General features: G+C 30.0%; 12 protein-coding genes and 1 riboswitch. Of the genes, 9 read left to right on the top strand and 3 right to left on the bottom strand.

Going from position 1 to position 15184, the window contains the following annotated elements; translation table 11 throughout:
• The first annotated feature begins 2 nt into the window (after nucleotides 1-2).
• The 3 genes from cysD to CKL_RS08815 all read left to right on the top strand — a co-directional run bounded on the left by cysD (nucleotide 3) and on the right by CKL_RS08815 (nucleotide 4647).
• Nucleotides 3-803 carry a sulfate adenylyltransferase subunit CysD gene (gene cysD, locus CKL_RS08825; protein ID WP_012102191.1) on the top strand — a complete coding sequence of 267 codons (801 nt, stop codon included), beginning with the start codon at nucleotides 3-5 and terminating at the stop codon, nucleotides 801-803.
• Nucleotides 804-882: 79 nt separating this feature from the next.
• Complete coding sequence (locus tag CKL_RS08820) at nucleotides 883-2715, top strand: GTP-binding protein (protein ID WP_012102190.1); 1833 nt, start codon at nucleotides 883-885, stop codon at nucleotides 2713-2715.
• Nucleotides 2716-2824: 109 nt separating this feature from the next.
• A riboswitch (SAM riboswitch) is annotated at nucleotides 2825-2928 on the top strand.
• An 81-nt stretch (nucleotides 2929-3009) separates the two neighbouring features.
• The gene (locus CKL_RS08815) at nucleotides 3010-4647 is read left to right on the top strand and encodes a methyl-accepting chemotaxis protein (RefSeq protein ID WP_012102189.1); all 1638 of its coding nucleotides are present in this window, start codon (nucleotides 3010-3012) and stop codon (nucleotides 4645-4647) included.
• Between the two features lie 83 nt (nucleotides 4648-4730).
• Here CKL_RS08815 and CKL_RS08810 read toward each other — a convergent pair whose 3' ends face one another.
• Together CKL_RS08810 and CKL_RS08805 are read right to left on the bottom strand one after the other, a co-directional pair.
• Nucleotides 4731-6434: a GMC oxidoreductase gene (locus tag CKL_RS08810; protein WP_012102188.1), complete on the bottom strand. Its 1704-nt coding sequence runs from the start codon at nucleotides 6432-6434 to the stop codon at nucleotides 4731-4733.
• 65 nt (nucleotides 6435-6499) lie between these two features.
• Nucleotides 6500-7153 (bottom strand): hypothetical protein, encoded by a 654-nt coding sequence (locus CKL_RS08805; protein ID WP_012102187.1) that lies wholly within the window; start codon nucleotides 7151-7153, stop codon nucleotides 6500-6502.
• Between the two features lie 199 nt (nucleotides 7154-7352).
• Here CKL_RS08805 and CKL_RS08800 point away from each other — a divergent pair, with 199 nt between their 5' ends.
• The 5 genes from CKL_RS08800 to CKL_RS08780 all read left to right on the top strand — a co-directional run bounded on the left by CKL_RS08800 (nucleotide 7353) and on the right by CKL_RS08780 (nucleotide 13719).
• A complete protein-coding gene (locus tag CKL_RS08800; RefSeq protein ID WP_012102186.1) occupies nucleotides 7353-7634 on the top strand; it encodes a putative quinol monooxygenase in 282 nt (93 codons plus the stop codon).
• Nucleotides 7635-8507: 873 nt separating this feature from the next.
• Nucleotides 8508-9158 (top strand): HAD family hydrolase, encoded by a 651-nt coding sequence (locus CKL_RS08795; protein WP_012102185.1) that lies wholly within the window; start codon nucleotides 8508-8510, stop codon nucleotides 9156-9158.
• A 311-nt stretch (nucleotides 9159-9469) separates the two neighbouring features.
• A complete protein-coding gene (locus CKL_RS08790) occupies nucleotides 9470-10339 on the top strand; it encodes a GGDEF domain-containing protein (protein WP_012102184.1) in 870 nt (289 codons plus the stop codon).
• A gap of 473 nt (nucleotides 10340-10812) precedes the next feature.
• On the top strand, nucleotides 10813-11655 hold the full coding sequence (locus tag CKL_RS08785; RefSeq protein WP_012102183.1) for a YitT family protein: 843 nt from the start codon (nucleotides 10813-10815) through the stop codon (nucleotides 11653-11655).
• A 201-nt stretch (nucleotides 11656-11856) separates the two neighbouring features.
• A complete protein-coding gene (locus CKL_RS08780) occupies nucleotides 11857-13719 on the top strand; it encodes an APC family permease (protein ID WP_012102182.1) in 1863 nt (620 codons plus the stop codon).
• A 100-nt stretch (nucleotides 13720-13819) separates the two neighbouring features.
• On the opposite strand, the gene CKL_RS08775 is transcribed toward CKL_RS08780, so the two are convergent.
• The gene (locus tag CKL_RS08775) at nucleotides 13820-14548 is read right to left on the bottom strand and encodes a LysE family translocator (protein ID WP_012102181.1); all 729 of its coding nucleotides are present in this window, start codon (nucleotides 14546-14548) and stop codon (nucleotides 13820-13822) included.
• Nucleotides 14549-14744: 196 nt separating this feature from the next.
• Here CKL_RS08775 and CKL_RS08770 point away from each other — a divergent pair, with 196 nt between their 5' ends.
• Entirely contained in the window at nucleotides 14745-15182 is a 438-nt protein-coding gene (locus tag CKL_RS08770; RefSeq protein ID WP_012102180.1) for a MarR family winged helix-turn-helix transcriptional regulator, read from the top strand.
• Nucleotides 15183-15184 lie beyond the last annotated feature (2 nt).

Raw genomic sequence — 15184 nt, 5'->3', positions numbered from 1 at the left:
AAATGAATCATTTAGATAGATTGGAAGCAGAAAGTATCTATATTTTTAGAGAGGCTTATAAAAAACTTGGGAAGCTTGGAATGCTATGGTCTATAGGCAAGGATTCCACAGTGATGCTCTGGCTGGCTCAAAAAGCATTTTTCGGGAATTGTCCATTTCCCCTTATACATGTGGATACCACACTAAAAATTCCAGAGATGATAGAATTCAGAGATAGGGTGGCAAAAGAATATAATTTGAATTTAATAGTACACACAAATACCAAAGCCTTAGAAGAAGGTATGGGACCGGAAAAGGGAAGACTTGTTTGCTGCAGGGCACTAAAGACAGATGGACTTCAACAGGTAATAGATAAACATAAATTTGAAGGGCTTATTGTAGGAATTAGAAGAGATGAAGAAGGTTCCCGCTCCAAAGAAAGAGTATTTAGTGAGAGAAATGCACAATCCAAGTGGGATTACACGGATCAACCTCCTGAACTCTGGGATCAGTTTAAAACTGATTTTAAAAAGGGTAACCATATAAGAGTACATCCTATTATAAACTGGACTGAATTGGATATATGGGAATATGTGAAGAGAGAGAATATTCCAGTGGTGGATCTCTATTTTGCAAAGAATGGTAAAAGATATAGAAGCCTTGGATGTGCACCTTGTACAAATCCTATTGATTCCAATGCGTCAAGTTTAGATGAAATAATAGAAGAGCTTAAAAATACTAATGAAACAGAAAGATCCGGAAGGGCACAGGATAAGGCAGATGCCCATGCTCTTGAAAAATTGAGGAAAGAAGGATATATGTAATAATTCACGATGCACAATTGATGGTTCACGATTCAGAATGTGTAATTTGTGCGGCTTTAATAAATTAGGAGGTATTTAAATGGCAAGAGACAGAGAAAATTTAAATATAGTAGTGGTTGGACATGTAGATCATGGTAAATCAACTTTAATAGGCAGATTACTCTATGATACTAATTCACTGCCTGAAGGCGAAATTGAAAAAGTAAAGAAAATATCTGAAGATAATGGGAAAAAATTCGAGTATGCATATTTGCTAGATGCCTTTGAAGAAGAACAAAAGCAGGGTATAACCATAGATATAACTATGCTTCAGTTTTTTACACAAAAAAGGGATTATGTAATTATAGATGCACCGGGACATAAAGAATTCTTAAAGAATATGATATCAGGAGCTGCCAGTGCAGAGGCAGCTATTTTAGTTGTAGATGCCAAAGAAGGTGTTATGGAGCAGTCAAAAAGACATGGGTATATACTTTCACTTATCGGCATTAAAAAGGTATTTGTAGCTATAAATAAAATGGATCTTGTGGATTATTCGGAAAAGAGATTTAATGAGGTTCAAGGGGAATTCAATGAATTTTTAAATAATATAAATATCTATCCAGAAAAGTATATACCTATTTCTGCTTCAAAGGGTGAGAATATAGCGAAAAAATCGGATAAAATGTCCTGGTATAATGGCCAAACTGTTTTAGAGAGTATGGATAATATAGAAAAAGATAAGGGAATTGAAGAAAAAGATCTAAGATTTCCCATTCAGGATGTATATAAATTTGACAATAGAAGAATTATAGCAGGCAGAATTCAGTCTGGTACTTTGAAAAAAGGGGATGAAATTATAATTTATCCTTCAGGGAAAAGTACAAGAGTAAAGTCTATTGAGGCATGGCAGGAAAAAGATAAGTCAGATGTGGCAGCTGCAGGCATGTCTGTAGGTATTACTCTAGAAGATGAATTCTACAATAAAAGAGGAGAAGTTATATGTCACAGAGGTTCTCCAATTACCGTAGGAAATGTATTCAATGCCAATGTATTCTGGCTTGGAAATAATAAATTGGTAAAGGATAAGACCTATAAACTTAAAATTGAAACTCAGGAGGTAAAATTTAATATAATATCTGTAAATAAAATAATTGATGCAGCTACATTAAACAGCAGTGAAAATTTAAATTTTCTAAAGAAAAATGATGTAGCAGAAGTTACTATAAAAACTGAAGAACCTATATGTTTTGATGAGTTCAGTCAATTTCAATCTACAGGAAGATTTGTTATAGTAGATGACTACGATATAAGTGGTGGAGGAATTATTTCAAATATAGAAGATTCATTGAAAAGGGAAATAAAAGAGGTAAAAAGTAAAAATATATCTATAAGAAAAAGACTTGTATCAAGAAAAGATAGAGAGTTAAAACTAGGCCAGAAAGGAAGAGTTATCTGGATTACAGGACTTCCTGGATGTGGAAAAAATGAAATAGCAGTTAAACTTGAGAAGAAACTTGTGGATTTAGGGAAAAAAGTATACTATCTTGATTCTTCACATCTAAGGTTTGGGCTCAGCTCTGATCTTACATTTAACTCAGAAGATGCCCATGAACAGACTAGACGAATTGCAGAAGTAGCTAATTTATTTGCAGATAGTGGCACCATAACCATAGTTACATCTGTAAGCAGATTTAAAGAGGATAGAGAATATGCAAAAAATATAATTGGAGCGGAAAATTATGTAGAAATATTCATAGATGCTCCTAAAGAAGTATATAAAAAGAGAAATCCAACTGTTTTCAGTGAAGATAGTGATAATATATTTAAGTATGAAAGGGCTGATTATCCAGTTATAATGCTTTATATAGATAATCCAGAATTTAATTCGGATGTAAAAGTTAAAGATATTATAAAAACACTTGGTTATTGATAAAAATATAGTATTAAAAATCAATTTTAAATCCTATAAAGTTGTTGACAAATTATAGTCATAATGTATATAATTTATTGTAATAAAAAATGAATACACATTATATACGCTCTTATCACGAGAGGTGGAGGGACTGGCCCTGTGAAGCCCGGCAACAGCTAGATATTCTAGAAATGTGCTAAATCCTGAAGGATATTTCCTTAAAGATGAGAGGATGCTGTGGTTTTTTGGCCTCTTCTTAATTATTAAGAAGAGGTTTTTGTATTTCAATTTTGTTTTTAGGAGGTTTTAAATATGAAGGGTAGAAAGATAGATCTTATATTTGGAGTAAGTTCGGTATTTTTAACACTATTAGTTTTTATTGTCTCCAGTATTATTGGAGGAAAGGGTATTATATTAAATAATATTGTATGGGTTTTATTAATTATAATTTTAGTCACAGCTGTTGTTATAATATTAAATTTGACTCTTAAATCTTTGGAAGATATTAATAAGTCTACAGAAGAAATATCCCGAGGAGATTTAACAAAAAAAATAAAAACACATGATAAAAGTATTTTTAGTGCTTTGTGTTCAAGTATAAATATATTGATTTTAAGTATACGGGGATTTATAAATGAAACCAATATAATGACTGATAAAGTTGTAAATTACTGCGAAGATTTAAGTTCAAATGCAATATTGGTAGAGAGATCAGGTGAAGAAACCAGTTCTGCTATAAATAATATATCCCAGGATATGACAGAACAGATGAATGATGCAATTAAAACGGAGACACTTATTAAAGAATTTGTGGAAGGACATAAATCTGTATCACAAAATGGAGAGTCGGTTGCAAATAATGCTCATTCTATGATGGAAGTAGTAAAACACAGTAGTGAAACTTATGAAGAATTGATTGAAAAGATGAATCAGTCTTCAGAGCTAAATATAAAACTAGTATCGAAAGTAAAAAATTTATATGAAAAAGCTTTTAAAATTCAAAATATAGCAGATGCAGTAAATGATATAAGTAAAAATACTAATTTGCTTTCCTTAAATGCTTCTATAGAAGCTGCAAAGGCAAAAGAAAGTGGTTCAGGTTTTGCAGTAGTGGCAAATGAAATAAGAAAACTGGCTGCTATATCCTCAAATCAAGCCAAAGAAATTCAGTATATAATAGATGAGATTAAATCAGAAATAACGGACATATCTGCTAACATGGATAATGAAGCTAAAATATTTAGTGAAACCATAACATTTTCCAATGCTACAAAAGAAAATTTAGATAATATATATATAGAAAGTAAAAAATCTATAGATTCCATAGAAGATATAAATAAAGTTATAAATATACAAAATAAAAAAGTAATTGATATAAGAGATCTTATGAGAAAGGTATGTGAAATATCCGAAAATACCTCTGCAGCTACCCAGCAAGTGGCATCAGCGTCCCAAGAACAGTTATCTGCTATGAAAAATGCCTTTGATTCTATATCGAATTTATCAGATATGAATAAGAGTTTAAAGGAGGGAATATCCTCTTTTGCCAAAGATTATAATGTAAATGAGGAAGTACGTAGAAACATAGAAACAGGATTAGAGGTACTCAGGCAGGTAGCACAAATTGAAGGATTGAGTACCATGGAATATAATATTTGTACTGAAATATTAACAAAAAATATAAATAAATACCCTTATTTTGAATTATTTGGGCTAGTACAGAGGGATGGACTTAGAAAAGCTATAACATTGGATTATAGTGAAGAAGAGGTATATACTAGTTTTTCTCACAGACCCTATTTTAAAGAGTCAATAAAGGGAAAGGAATATCAGTCTGAGCCTTATATATCTGTAGATACCAATAATTATTGTATAGCTCTTTCAGTTCCAGTTAAAAATAGAGAAAGTGAAATTACAGGAGTATTAATAGGAGATTTGATATTAGGATAATCAATTAATTCTAGTATTCAGGTGGAAAAAAACTTCCCCTGAATATAGAATCAATTATTTAGGGATATAGCAAAAATTTGCAACTAATTAAAATACTTATGAACTATTTTTTCTGCCGTCCGTGCTGCCAGAGCCTGTGTTGTAAGAGTTGGATTAGCTCCTCCTAAGCTGTTATACAGTACACTGTTGTCTGCAATGAATAGTCTTTTTACCTGTTTTGCTTCGCAATTTGTATCAGTAACATGCCCCATACGCATGGTACTTTGCATATGAACTAATAGGCCAGAGGTACAGTCTGTACGTATAATTTTACTAGCGCCTGCTTTTTTTAGTATATCTGCTGCAATTGATGCAAGTTTATTTCTTTTTTGCATATCATTTTTGGAAGGTATATATTTAATTATAGGTACAAAACCATTTTCATCCTTTATAAGATTATCCAGTGTAACAGTATTCCTACTATTTGGAGTATCGTCAGTAAATAATAAAATACTTAAAGTCTGTGGATATGACATCATGATTTCTTTAAGTTCCTGTCCTACGACTCTCCCTCTAATATTCCAGGGTTCTTCAGGGGCAGGCTTATGTAAAAAATTGTAGCCATATCTGCTTAGGGAATAAGATAGTGTAGAGTATATTCCAGGACTTACACCTAGTCCCTGGAGTGATCCAAGGCCTGGATAATCAAATCTGGCTGCCGAATTTTGGCCCACGTAGGGCCGTACATCGGGGGTACCCAATATATTCATTAAAACTTTTTCCTCAAATATTCCAGATATACAGTCAAACCAATGATTTGTCAATCCTTTTCCCACCCAGGGATTATCCGGAAGCTTTGAATTTAACCATAATCTGGGAGATTCTATAGGACCTGCAGACATTACTATAACTTTTGCTTTCAGTTCTCCGATTTCTCCTGACCATGTATCTTTATATTTAATGCCTACAGATTTTAAGCTTCCCGTACTATCCTTTTTTGTCAAAATTTTTATAACAAATGTATTAGGTCTGATTTCTACATTATTGGTTTTTAGGGCTAAAGGAATATAACTGACTAGTGTAGAACGCTTTGCCACTCTTTCTACTGAAGGGCCTATGCTGCATCCATTCATACAATGGCCGCAAAGAGTACAACCTTCTGTACTATATTCAAATTTAAAATCTAAATTATTTATATCAGGATCAGGGGATAAGATTGCATTAGGCTGAGTTCTATATCCTGGATTTGTTATATCAAGAGTTTTTAAAATTGGCCATCCAGCGTTCTTAACACCATAAAAAAATAATTCTTCCTTATCTGTCATTGGAGCCTGAGAAACAGGAAGTGTGGATTCAACTTCTTCATAGTATGGAATTAGCTCCCTATATGAAATTGGCCATGTATTGTTTACGGATGAAGGAAAGGCTCTAGGAGAGTTTCCAAAATAAAGCAGTGTAGTGCCGCCTATGCTGGAACTTTGCCAGGCGAAGCCTCCTTGAGGAAGCCTTCTAAACCAGGCAGGTTTTCGCCTATCTGCGGGTCCCCAGCGAAATCTACCAATTACATTATCGTTTGTATCTCCTTCATAATCTGTAAAACATCTATGTAAAATTTCATCACTTAAGTCTTCAGTAGTATTAGAACTTTTGGCTCCCTGTTCTTGGAGTGGATTGGGCCATTTTTTGTTTCCATACCATGTTCCTGCTTCAAGCAGTAAAACTTTTATGCCCTTTTCACCAAGTTCTTTGGCAACCACAGGGCCTCCACCTCCAGCGCCGATAACTATTACATCAGCATCTTTTTCCATAAAATACACCTCCTATTTTACGAACTTATATAATTAAGTGATTTTAGATCCAGGTAGAATTTTACTCATAAGTATCCTCTGAAAGCATGATATCCTTTAGAAGGGCCGGGATATCCTACCTGCTCCCATCCTATAGGAAATTGCTCCAATTTTCGCTTATTAGGTGTTTCCATACTTGTTGAACCGTAGGCTGACCATTCGGTGTAGTAACCTATTGTAATAAACATAACTATTCCAGCGGTCAGAGAAACTATGAGACCGGGATCATTATAAAAAGGCAGTGGCAAATGTGCAGGGTTAATTTTTAATTCCTCTAAAAGACTTATGACACGAAAGCGATCTTCTGGTGCTAGGGATGCAAATGTGTATTTTTCCCTGAATAATTTAGAATCTATAGATTTTTTATTTTCTTTGGAATCAATCAATTGTCTGGCAGCTATATCCAGCATTTTTGCAGTTGAGTTAGCCAGGTGAATATTCACATCTAATGGAGGTATATGTAAAGAAACAAAGTGATTTAATATCCATATTTCATATCCATGGATATTACAGTCCAATGCTCCAAATAATTGAATAGGCCCATGATTTTCTGCTAGCTTAGGAGTTTTAGGTATTGCAGCATCAACTAATGCCTTAAAGGCCACATTTGTATGGGGAAAAGGGTATTTGTTTTGATTTTTTATCATTTCAGGAAATAGTTTAAAAATATTTAGATTCATAATTGACTCCATATATCCTTAGAATTTTTGTTGAAAGAATAGATTATTTAATAGATATAGTTTATCATTAGTATGAAGTTTTTATTCATATATGATAGAATTCATGATAAGGTTTTTTTCATTTACTTCTTTGTTATAATGGTGTAGCATATTTAAGTAAATGTATGTAATTCTAATTTCTAAGAGAGGATTGATAATAATGATAAAAATAGTGGCAAAAAATATGTTAAAAGAAGGTCATAAAGAAAAATTTATTAAATTGGCAGAAGAATTAATTGAAAAAAGTAGACAGGAAGCAGGCTGCATTTCTTATGGCTTGTTTGAAGATATAAATGATGATTCCATACTTACATTTATAGAAGAATGGGAAGATAAAAAAGCTATTGAAAAACATAACAATACTGAACATTTTAAAAGAATAATTCCTTTACTTGCAGAACTTCGTGTTGATAAGGAAAGTAACCTTTATAAAGAAATATAGAATTATTTTCAGTTGACTAAATGCACTTTGTAAAAGGAGTGCATTTAGTTTTTACTATATTTATAACTTATTCTTTATAATACAATAATTAGCTTATCATCTAATAGAAGGTTAAAATTCAGAAGATCAACAGGATATGAAAAGGAAGATAAATGTAAATATTTTGTAAAGTTAATGTAATTGGAGAAATTTTTAATAAATTTTATGTATAATGTATAAATAGCTTTCTAAGAAGAAATGATTTTAAAAAATAAGAAATGATAACAATAAAAAAACCCTTTCATACATCTATTCTATTTTTTTTCAAAAATAGAATAGCGTATAACAAAGGCACTATTTTAGATGAGTCTTATTTTTTTTACGTGATAGAGTATTTTTTTCTGTAATATCAAAGGATTCGCAAAGGCACTCTTCAATAACCTCCGAAGTTATTAGAACTGATTTTTTATCGTTTATCTTATTCAATGTATTCACCGTCCTTTTACTTTTTTCTATTATATCTCTATAGTATGTGTATGTCAATTAAAATTATACTAAAAATTAAAAAAAACATATTTCCTTCTTCTAAAAGTCAGAATTAATGAACTTTTCTTATAAATATTCATAAACTATTAATATTAATTATAGTGTAGATTCTATAGGATAAACTATATGTGTTAATTTAGATTTAATAGATTAAATTTGTATAATTTTAATTTTACATATGTATATTTGAGAATATTTCGAATATTCATATGATGATTTTTAAACGTTTACTATTTTTAAAGAACATAAGGGGATTTTTAATTTTATATAGAAAAGTTTAATTGTTGTGGTAAATAATTTATAATGTTAATAAGTATTTAGACATTATATTTAGAGGGGGAATTAAAAATGATTAAATTGATAATTTTTGATTACGATGGTGTGTTAGTGGATTCTTTTCCTAACATTTATGACATATATAAAGTTATAGGCAGTGAGTTAGATGTGAAAATACCATCTACAATTGAGGAATTTAGAAATATATACGGCTATGATTTTCATGAGTGTTACAATAATCTTGGTATGGATTCTGATAAACAGAAAAAAGCAGTAGAGATATTTAGAAAGGAGATTGTTACTAAAAAACCAGGTATTTTTCAAGGTATAAAAGATGTTTTATCATGGGCATACAGTCGTTACAAATTGGTATTAGTATCTTCAAATTACAAGGAAGAAGTAATGCAAAAGCTTTCAAGTTATAATATAGATAAATATTTCTCAGATGTCATAGGACATAAGTACGGACATCAGGAGCTGGATAAGTCGGAAGAATTTGAAACTGTAATTAATGAATATAATGCTGGAAGGGATGAAGTTATAGCAATTGGTGATAGATTATCCGATTATGATTCAGCTAAAAAAGCAGGGATAAAAAATGTAATTTTAGTGGAATATGGCTGGGGATATGATAAAAATAAGTTCGAAAATAATAATAAACTTGTTATAAGCAAACCAGAACAATTGATCGATGCTATTAAAGCAATTGATACTTCTTTATAAAAAATAGAAATACAATAGTTAATAATACTAGCAGTTATATTATTACATTAATGTATTAGATTATAATATAGAATTATTTTCTGATACATTTATTTTTATATCAAAAATATGAAATAAACATAAAAAAAAGTATTATAAAGTAGAAAAAGGGTTGTTTATGGGATATAATCTTTTATTATAAAGTATTAATTTTCTTAAAATATAGTTTTTGATTTATGTAATTAAAATATAATTTGAAAATATTAGTAAAATAGTTGTCGTCCTATAGAAACATACAATAAGGATAGTTTTACTCGATTGGCGGTGAATCTATGAATAGAACAGATGAATTAATTGTTAATTTAAAAAAATTATGTAATTTAGATGATTTATTTATTTTGCAAGAAAATGTTAATAGTTGTAAATATATAAAAATTAAACTTAATTATTCAAATTATTATTTATATATTTCGAAAAATACTGATTGTAACACTTTAAAATATATAAAAAATATTGTAGAGCTCTTTATGAAAGAACATTATGAAAATAAACTTTATTTAAGAGAATTAAAAAGTATAAATTTTAAATTAGAAAAGGCAGTAAAATATAGGACTAGAGAAATTGAGAATAAGAATAAATTATTGGAACAAGAAAAGTATAAGCTAAATAAAGCAAATCTTAAATTGACTAGATTAAATATGTATTTAGACAATATGTCTAGAATTGATCCTCTTACTAAATTATCCAATAGAAGAGATTTAAGGCAAAAATTTGAATGTGAAATAAAAAAAGTTAGTACAAGGCCTACGTCATTTTCATTGGCTATTGGAGATGTGGATTTTTTTAAAAATATTAATGATACATATGGACATGGATGCGGAGATGAAGTTCTAAAAAAAATAGCATGTATATTTAAAAACAACTTACGTAAAGAGGATGTAATTTCCAGGTATGGAGGAGAAGAATTTGTAATTTTTCTTCCTGAAACAGATTTAAAGTATGCATTATCTGTAATTGAAAATATCAGATCTATAATTCAGAATGAAACTTTTGAATATAATGGTGAAATATTTCATATGACCATAAGTTTTGGACTAGTTAACTTTAATCATAGTATAAGTTTTATAGAATGCATTGAAAGGGCAGATTCAGCACTTTATGAGGCAAAAGTTAGGGGTAGAAATAGAGTTGTTCTAATATAAGTTTAATTACATTTGAATCACTTGATTGGATAATTTTCCCTAAACGTACTGATCAAAAAATAATTTTAAATAGTATATAATAAACACTATATTATGAAAATTCTAAATTAAGATAGTTTATAATTAAATATCAAGTAAGCAAATGATAATAGATATTCGAGCTATTACCATTTGCTTGCTCGTATGTGATTTAAGCATGAATAAATTTAAATCCAAATTTGAATTAGCATAATATATATAATAATCAAAATATTCAGTAATAAGACATAAGAGAATTCATAAGCTATGGAAAGCTATAGGCATAATGGATGAATTTAATTCATAGTGTAATCTGTCATGGAGTATATGATAGGTTAATAAATGATTTTGTTCATTGACCATATTTATAAGAATATAATAGAATTTGTTTAAAGTAAAATTTTAAGTACTTAAGTGAAATTGGAAATAAAGGGTTCTCATGGAGGAAAATAATTATGAAGAAAAATTTGCTTAGAATGATATTTATGGTACTTGGAAGTTTTATATATTCTGTTGGAGTTAATATGTTTATTATCCCACATAAATTTTTAAGTGGAGGAGTGGCAGGCATTGCAATTATTTTTCAGTATTTTTCAGGCATACCATCAGGATACTTTATAGTATTAATAAATATACCAATATTTATACTGGGTTTTAAAACTATAGATAGAGAATTTGGAATTTTTAGTTTTATGGGAATGGTATTTATGGCATTGTCACTTATAATTACAAAGAGTATTGACAAATTTTATTATCTTCAGGATCCGTTATTGTCAACTTTGTGCAGTGGGGTACTTACAGGAATTGGAGCTGGAATATTGTTTAAATCAAAAGCTTCTTTTGGAGGTACGGATATAATAGCAGTATGGATGAAGAAAAAATATGGAATTACCATAGGTAAAGTAACCTTTTTCATAAATGTAATAATAGTTTTTATGGGAATTTTTATAGGAGGTTTACCAAGGGCACTCTATACTTTAATATCCATGTATATGTGCTCTGTAGTAGTAGAAAAAGTGATCTGTGGATTTTACAGAGAAAAAGTACTATTTGTAATAACTGAAAATAGTGAGGAAATAGAAAAGATTATATGCAAAAAAATTGGAAGAGGAGTTACCTATCTTTATGGAGAGGGAGCTTACACTGGAAATAAGAAAAAAATTATATATTCTATAATGAATCCAGCACAAATTGAACAGACAAAAAGGCTTATTTTAGATATAGACCCTAAATCTGTAATGTCAATTATGGATGTAAGTGAAGTTAGAGGTAAGGGATTTAAGGCGGCTGTTTTTTAAAAATTATTTAATTGTGAATAGTATTAAATTGAAGAATAAGTGTGAAAAACAATTAAATAAGTTATTTTATTGAGTTAAACTGGATAATTTCATTGAAAATGAGCTTTAAATATGGTAAATAAAGCTATTATAAAATTGAATAATAATATATAATCGTCTCATACTAAAGTTAAAAGAAAATTTGCTTTTAGAGGTGTAAAAATGTTGTCTAAATTAGGAAGATTATTAATAGGTAGGAGTCTCAAAACTACAGAACTTAAATCTGAAAAGTTTAATGTGCTTTGGGGACTACCTGTATTATCCAGTGATGCAATATCCTCTGTAGCCTATGCGGGGGAGGAAATACTATGGGTACTTATACCGGTTTTAGGTATAATGTCCTATAAATATATGTTCTATTCAGCACTATGTGTTGTATTTTTGATGATCATGGTTACATTGTCTTATAGACAAACTATAGATGCCTATCCCCAAGGAGGAGGTTCTTATATTGTTGCAAAAGATAATCTAGGAACGGTTTCTGGACTTGTGGCAGGGGCATCTTTAACCATTGGATACATACTAACTGTAGCGGTAAGCACATCGGCAGGTACTGCTGCTATAATTTCTGCAATACCCTTCTTATCACCTCATAGGGTCACTATAACTCTATTTTTTATATTTATTATAACCATAGGAAACCTCAGAGGTATAAGGGAATCATCTAAAGTATTTGGTACTCCAACTTACATATTTATGGCTGTTATTTTGTGCATGATTATAGTTGGAATATTTAAAGTGAAGGTATTTGGCTATGTACCTAAACCAGTATACAAAATACCAGAAGTTGTATCCAATATAACCCTATTATTATTTATAAGGGCCTTCTCCTCAGGATGTACGGCACTTACTGGTATAGAAGCTGTAAGTAATGGTATACCCAGTTTTAAAGAGCCTTCACAAAAAAATGCCCGTATAGTTCTGGAGCTTTTGGCACTTGTTGTACTTATAATATTTGGAGGGGTATCGTATCTGTCTACGCTTTATCATACAGTCCCTAATACTGAAGTGACAGTAATTGCCCAACTTGCTTCTCAGATATTTGGCCACAATATTATGTTTTATCTGGTTCAGATAACTACTACTATCATACTTATAATGGCCAGTAATACTGCCTTTACAGGTTTACCATTATTATTGGCTTTTATAGCAAAAGATGGATTTGCGCCTAGACAATTTGCCAAAAGAGGAAAGAGACTTGGATATTCTAATGGAATTGTGATATTGTGTATAATATCTTCTATACTTGTTATTATATTTAATGGTGAAACCCATAGTCTGATGCCTTTGTATGCAGTGGGAGTATTTATATCCTTTACTTTATCTCAGGCAGGAATGTTTAAAAGATGGGTGAAATTAAAAAATACAGGCTGGAGACATAAAGCGGTCATAAATGGTATAGGGGCAATAGTTACTTTTGCTACAGCTGTTATATTGGGTATAACCAAGTTTTTGCAGGGAGCTTGGATTGTTTTTATATTAATACCTGCAGTTGTTTATATTATGGTAGAAATAAATAGGCATTACAAAAAAGTAGCCCAGCAGTTAAAGCTTGCGGTAAATGAAAGACCCAAGGAAATAGATTTTACGAAGCAAAAAAGATATGTTATTGTTCCCATAGACACTTTAAATAGGTCGTTTTTAAAGGCTTTAAACTATGCTAGAACAATATCCAATAATATAATAGTTTTCCATGTTTCAATAGATGATGAGGCTACAGCCAGACTTTTATCAAAATGGCATGAATACGATATAGGTATACCTATAGTGGTAAAGAAATCTGCTTATAGAAGTGTAGTGGGACCTTTAGTTAAATTTATAGAATCTGAAGAATATGCAGCAGGTTCTAAAGATACGGTAACGGTAGTACTTCCTCAATTTGTGGTTACTAGATGGTGGGGAAATATACTACATAATCAAACTGCATTATTTATTAAAACCATGCTGCTTAGAAGAAGAAATATAGCAATAGTTACAGTACCTTATATAATTTTTGAAGATAATGAAGAGTGTTTAAAGAAATAATTTTATAGTGACTCTTTTCTGCAGGTTTCCCCATAGGACAACTATTTGGGAAACCTGTTTTTATTATACAAAATTAATAGCCTACATAACATAGTAATTTTTATCTATATCTGTGGGGAGTCAGTTTGTATTTTACGTTCAGAATTACCTGAAATAACTTTGAATGTAAAAGTGGAGGCTTTCTTACATTAAATGTATTAAAAGACCCTAAAAATATTATAATTCCAGAAAATATTATTATAGAATTTAAAATTTTATTTATAAATTTTGTATTTTTGGAATTTAGCTTATTACTGAATTTATCAGCCATAAAAATTAATATAAACCACCAAAGCATACTTCCTATAAATACTCCCACTATCAAAAGTATTCTACTAGACATGTTTCTTCCTATATGTATTAAATGCAATCCCGTAAATACAGCTATAAAAGAAAAAATTGTAAGCGGATTTGCAAATGCCATTAGAAAAGTTGATATGAAAGCTTTAAATAAAGAACTATTATTTAATGATTCCGTTTTAGCTGGTTTATTTATATTATTAGCTGATTTTTCTTTTATAAAGGTATAGATACCAAAACAAATTAATATAATCCCACCTATAATACGAAAATATAATCCGTGCAGGAGAATAAATTTTTCCACCATTATGAAACTTAAGGAAGCCAGTGCTGCATAGATACTATCTGCCAGTGCTGAACCTAATCCTGATACCAAACCATAAGTATTTCCAAAGGCTATAGTATTTTTAAGACATATGGCACCAATAGGACCTGTAGGCATTCCTGTTATTAAACCTATAAGTATTCCTCTAAACAAGTTAAGTAACATATAAATTTCCTGCTTTCATTATTAATTGATTAGTATATAATTATTTTATATTTAATATGACACATCTTCAATAACTATATGTATTTTAAAAGTGTTGACTTTAAAAAATATAAGTAGTAAAATAATTCATAAATAAAATATTCGGATAGAAAATATTCGGATAGAAAATATTTTTAAATTTAAAGTAGGTGAATCCATGGCAGAAGAGAATAAAGGTATTTTAATAGTGACCAAAATGAAAGTAATTCTATTTTCTTTTAAAAAAAGTATGGCAAATAAGTTTAATCCCTTTAATCTTACAGGAACACAGGGTATGCTTGTTGGCATATTACATAGACATGGACAGATGAAAATAAGTGATTTAAGTAAAAAGATAGGATTGTCTAATAGTACTGTGTCAGGAATTGTAGATAGACTAGAAAAACAGGAATTGGTTAAAAGAATTAGAAGCAAGACAGATAGGAGGGTAGTATATATAAGTGTAACTGAAAAATTTAAAAGAAGCTTTCACAATAATTTTTGTGAAATTGAGAAGAAATTTGAAGATATTATAGATGGAGTTCCATCTAATGAAATTGATAAAATACTTGAGGGATTGGATTTGTTAGAAAAATTGATAAATAAAAAGAAATAATC

Source organism: Clostridium kluyveri DSM 555 (genome assembly GCF_000016505.1).
GTDB lineage: Bacteria > Bacillota > Clostridia > Clostridiales > Clostridiaceae > Clostridium_B > Clostridium_B kluyveri.
Note: the sequence above shows the minus strand (reverse complement) of the source record. Positions and strands in the feature narration are given on the sequence as shown.

Bases quoted from the DNA above. Each gene is read 5' to 3' on its own strand.
- CKL_RS08785 (WP_012102183.1), top strand. From the start codon at position 10,813: ATGAAGAAAAATTTGCTTAGAATGATATTTATGGTACTTGGAAGTTTT.
- cysD (WP_012102191.1), top strand. From the start codon at position 3: ATGAATCATTTAGATAGATTGGAAGCAGAAAGTATCTATATTTTTAGA.
- CKL_RS08805 (WP_012102187.1), bottom strand. From the start codon at position 7,153: ATGAATCTAAATATTTTTAAACTATTTCCTGAAATGATAAAAAATCAA.
- CKL_RS08820 (WP_012102190.1), top strand. From the start codon at position 883: ATGGCAAGAGACAGAGAAAATTTAAATATAGTAGTGGTTGGACATGTA.
- CKL_RS08800 (WP_012102186.1), top strand. From the start codon at position 7,353: ATGATAAAAATAGTGGCAAAAAATATGTTAAAAGAAGGTCATAAAGAA.
- CKL_RS08810 (WP_012102188.1), bottom strand. From the start codon at position 6,434: ATGGAAAAAGATGCTGATGTAATAGTTATCGGCGCTGGAGGTGGAGGC.
- CKL_RS08780 (WP_012102182.1), top strand. From the start codon at position 11,857: ATGTTGTCTAAATTAGGAAGATTATTAATAGGTAGGAGTCTCAAAACT.
- CKL_RS08770 (WP_012102180.1), top strand. From the start codon at position 14,745: ATGGCAGAAGAGAATAAAGGTATTTTAATAGTGACCAAAATGAAAGTA.
- CKL_RS08790 (WP_012102184.1), top strand. From the start codon at position 9,470: ATGAATAGAACAGATGAATTAATTGTTAATTTAAAAAAATTATGTAAT.
- CKL_RS08775 (WP_012102181.1), bottom strand. From the start codon at position 14,548: ATGTTACTTAACTTGTTTAGAGGAATACTTATAGGTTTAATAACAGGA.
- CKL_RS08795 (WP_012102185.1), top strand. From the start codon at position 8,508: ATGATTAAATTGATAATTTTTGATTACGATGGTGTGTTAGTGGATTCT.
- CKL_RS08815 (WP_012102189.1), top strand. From the start codon at position 3,010: ATGAAGGGTAGAAAGATAGATCTTATATTTGGAGTAAGTTCGGTATTT.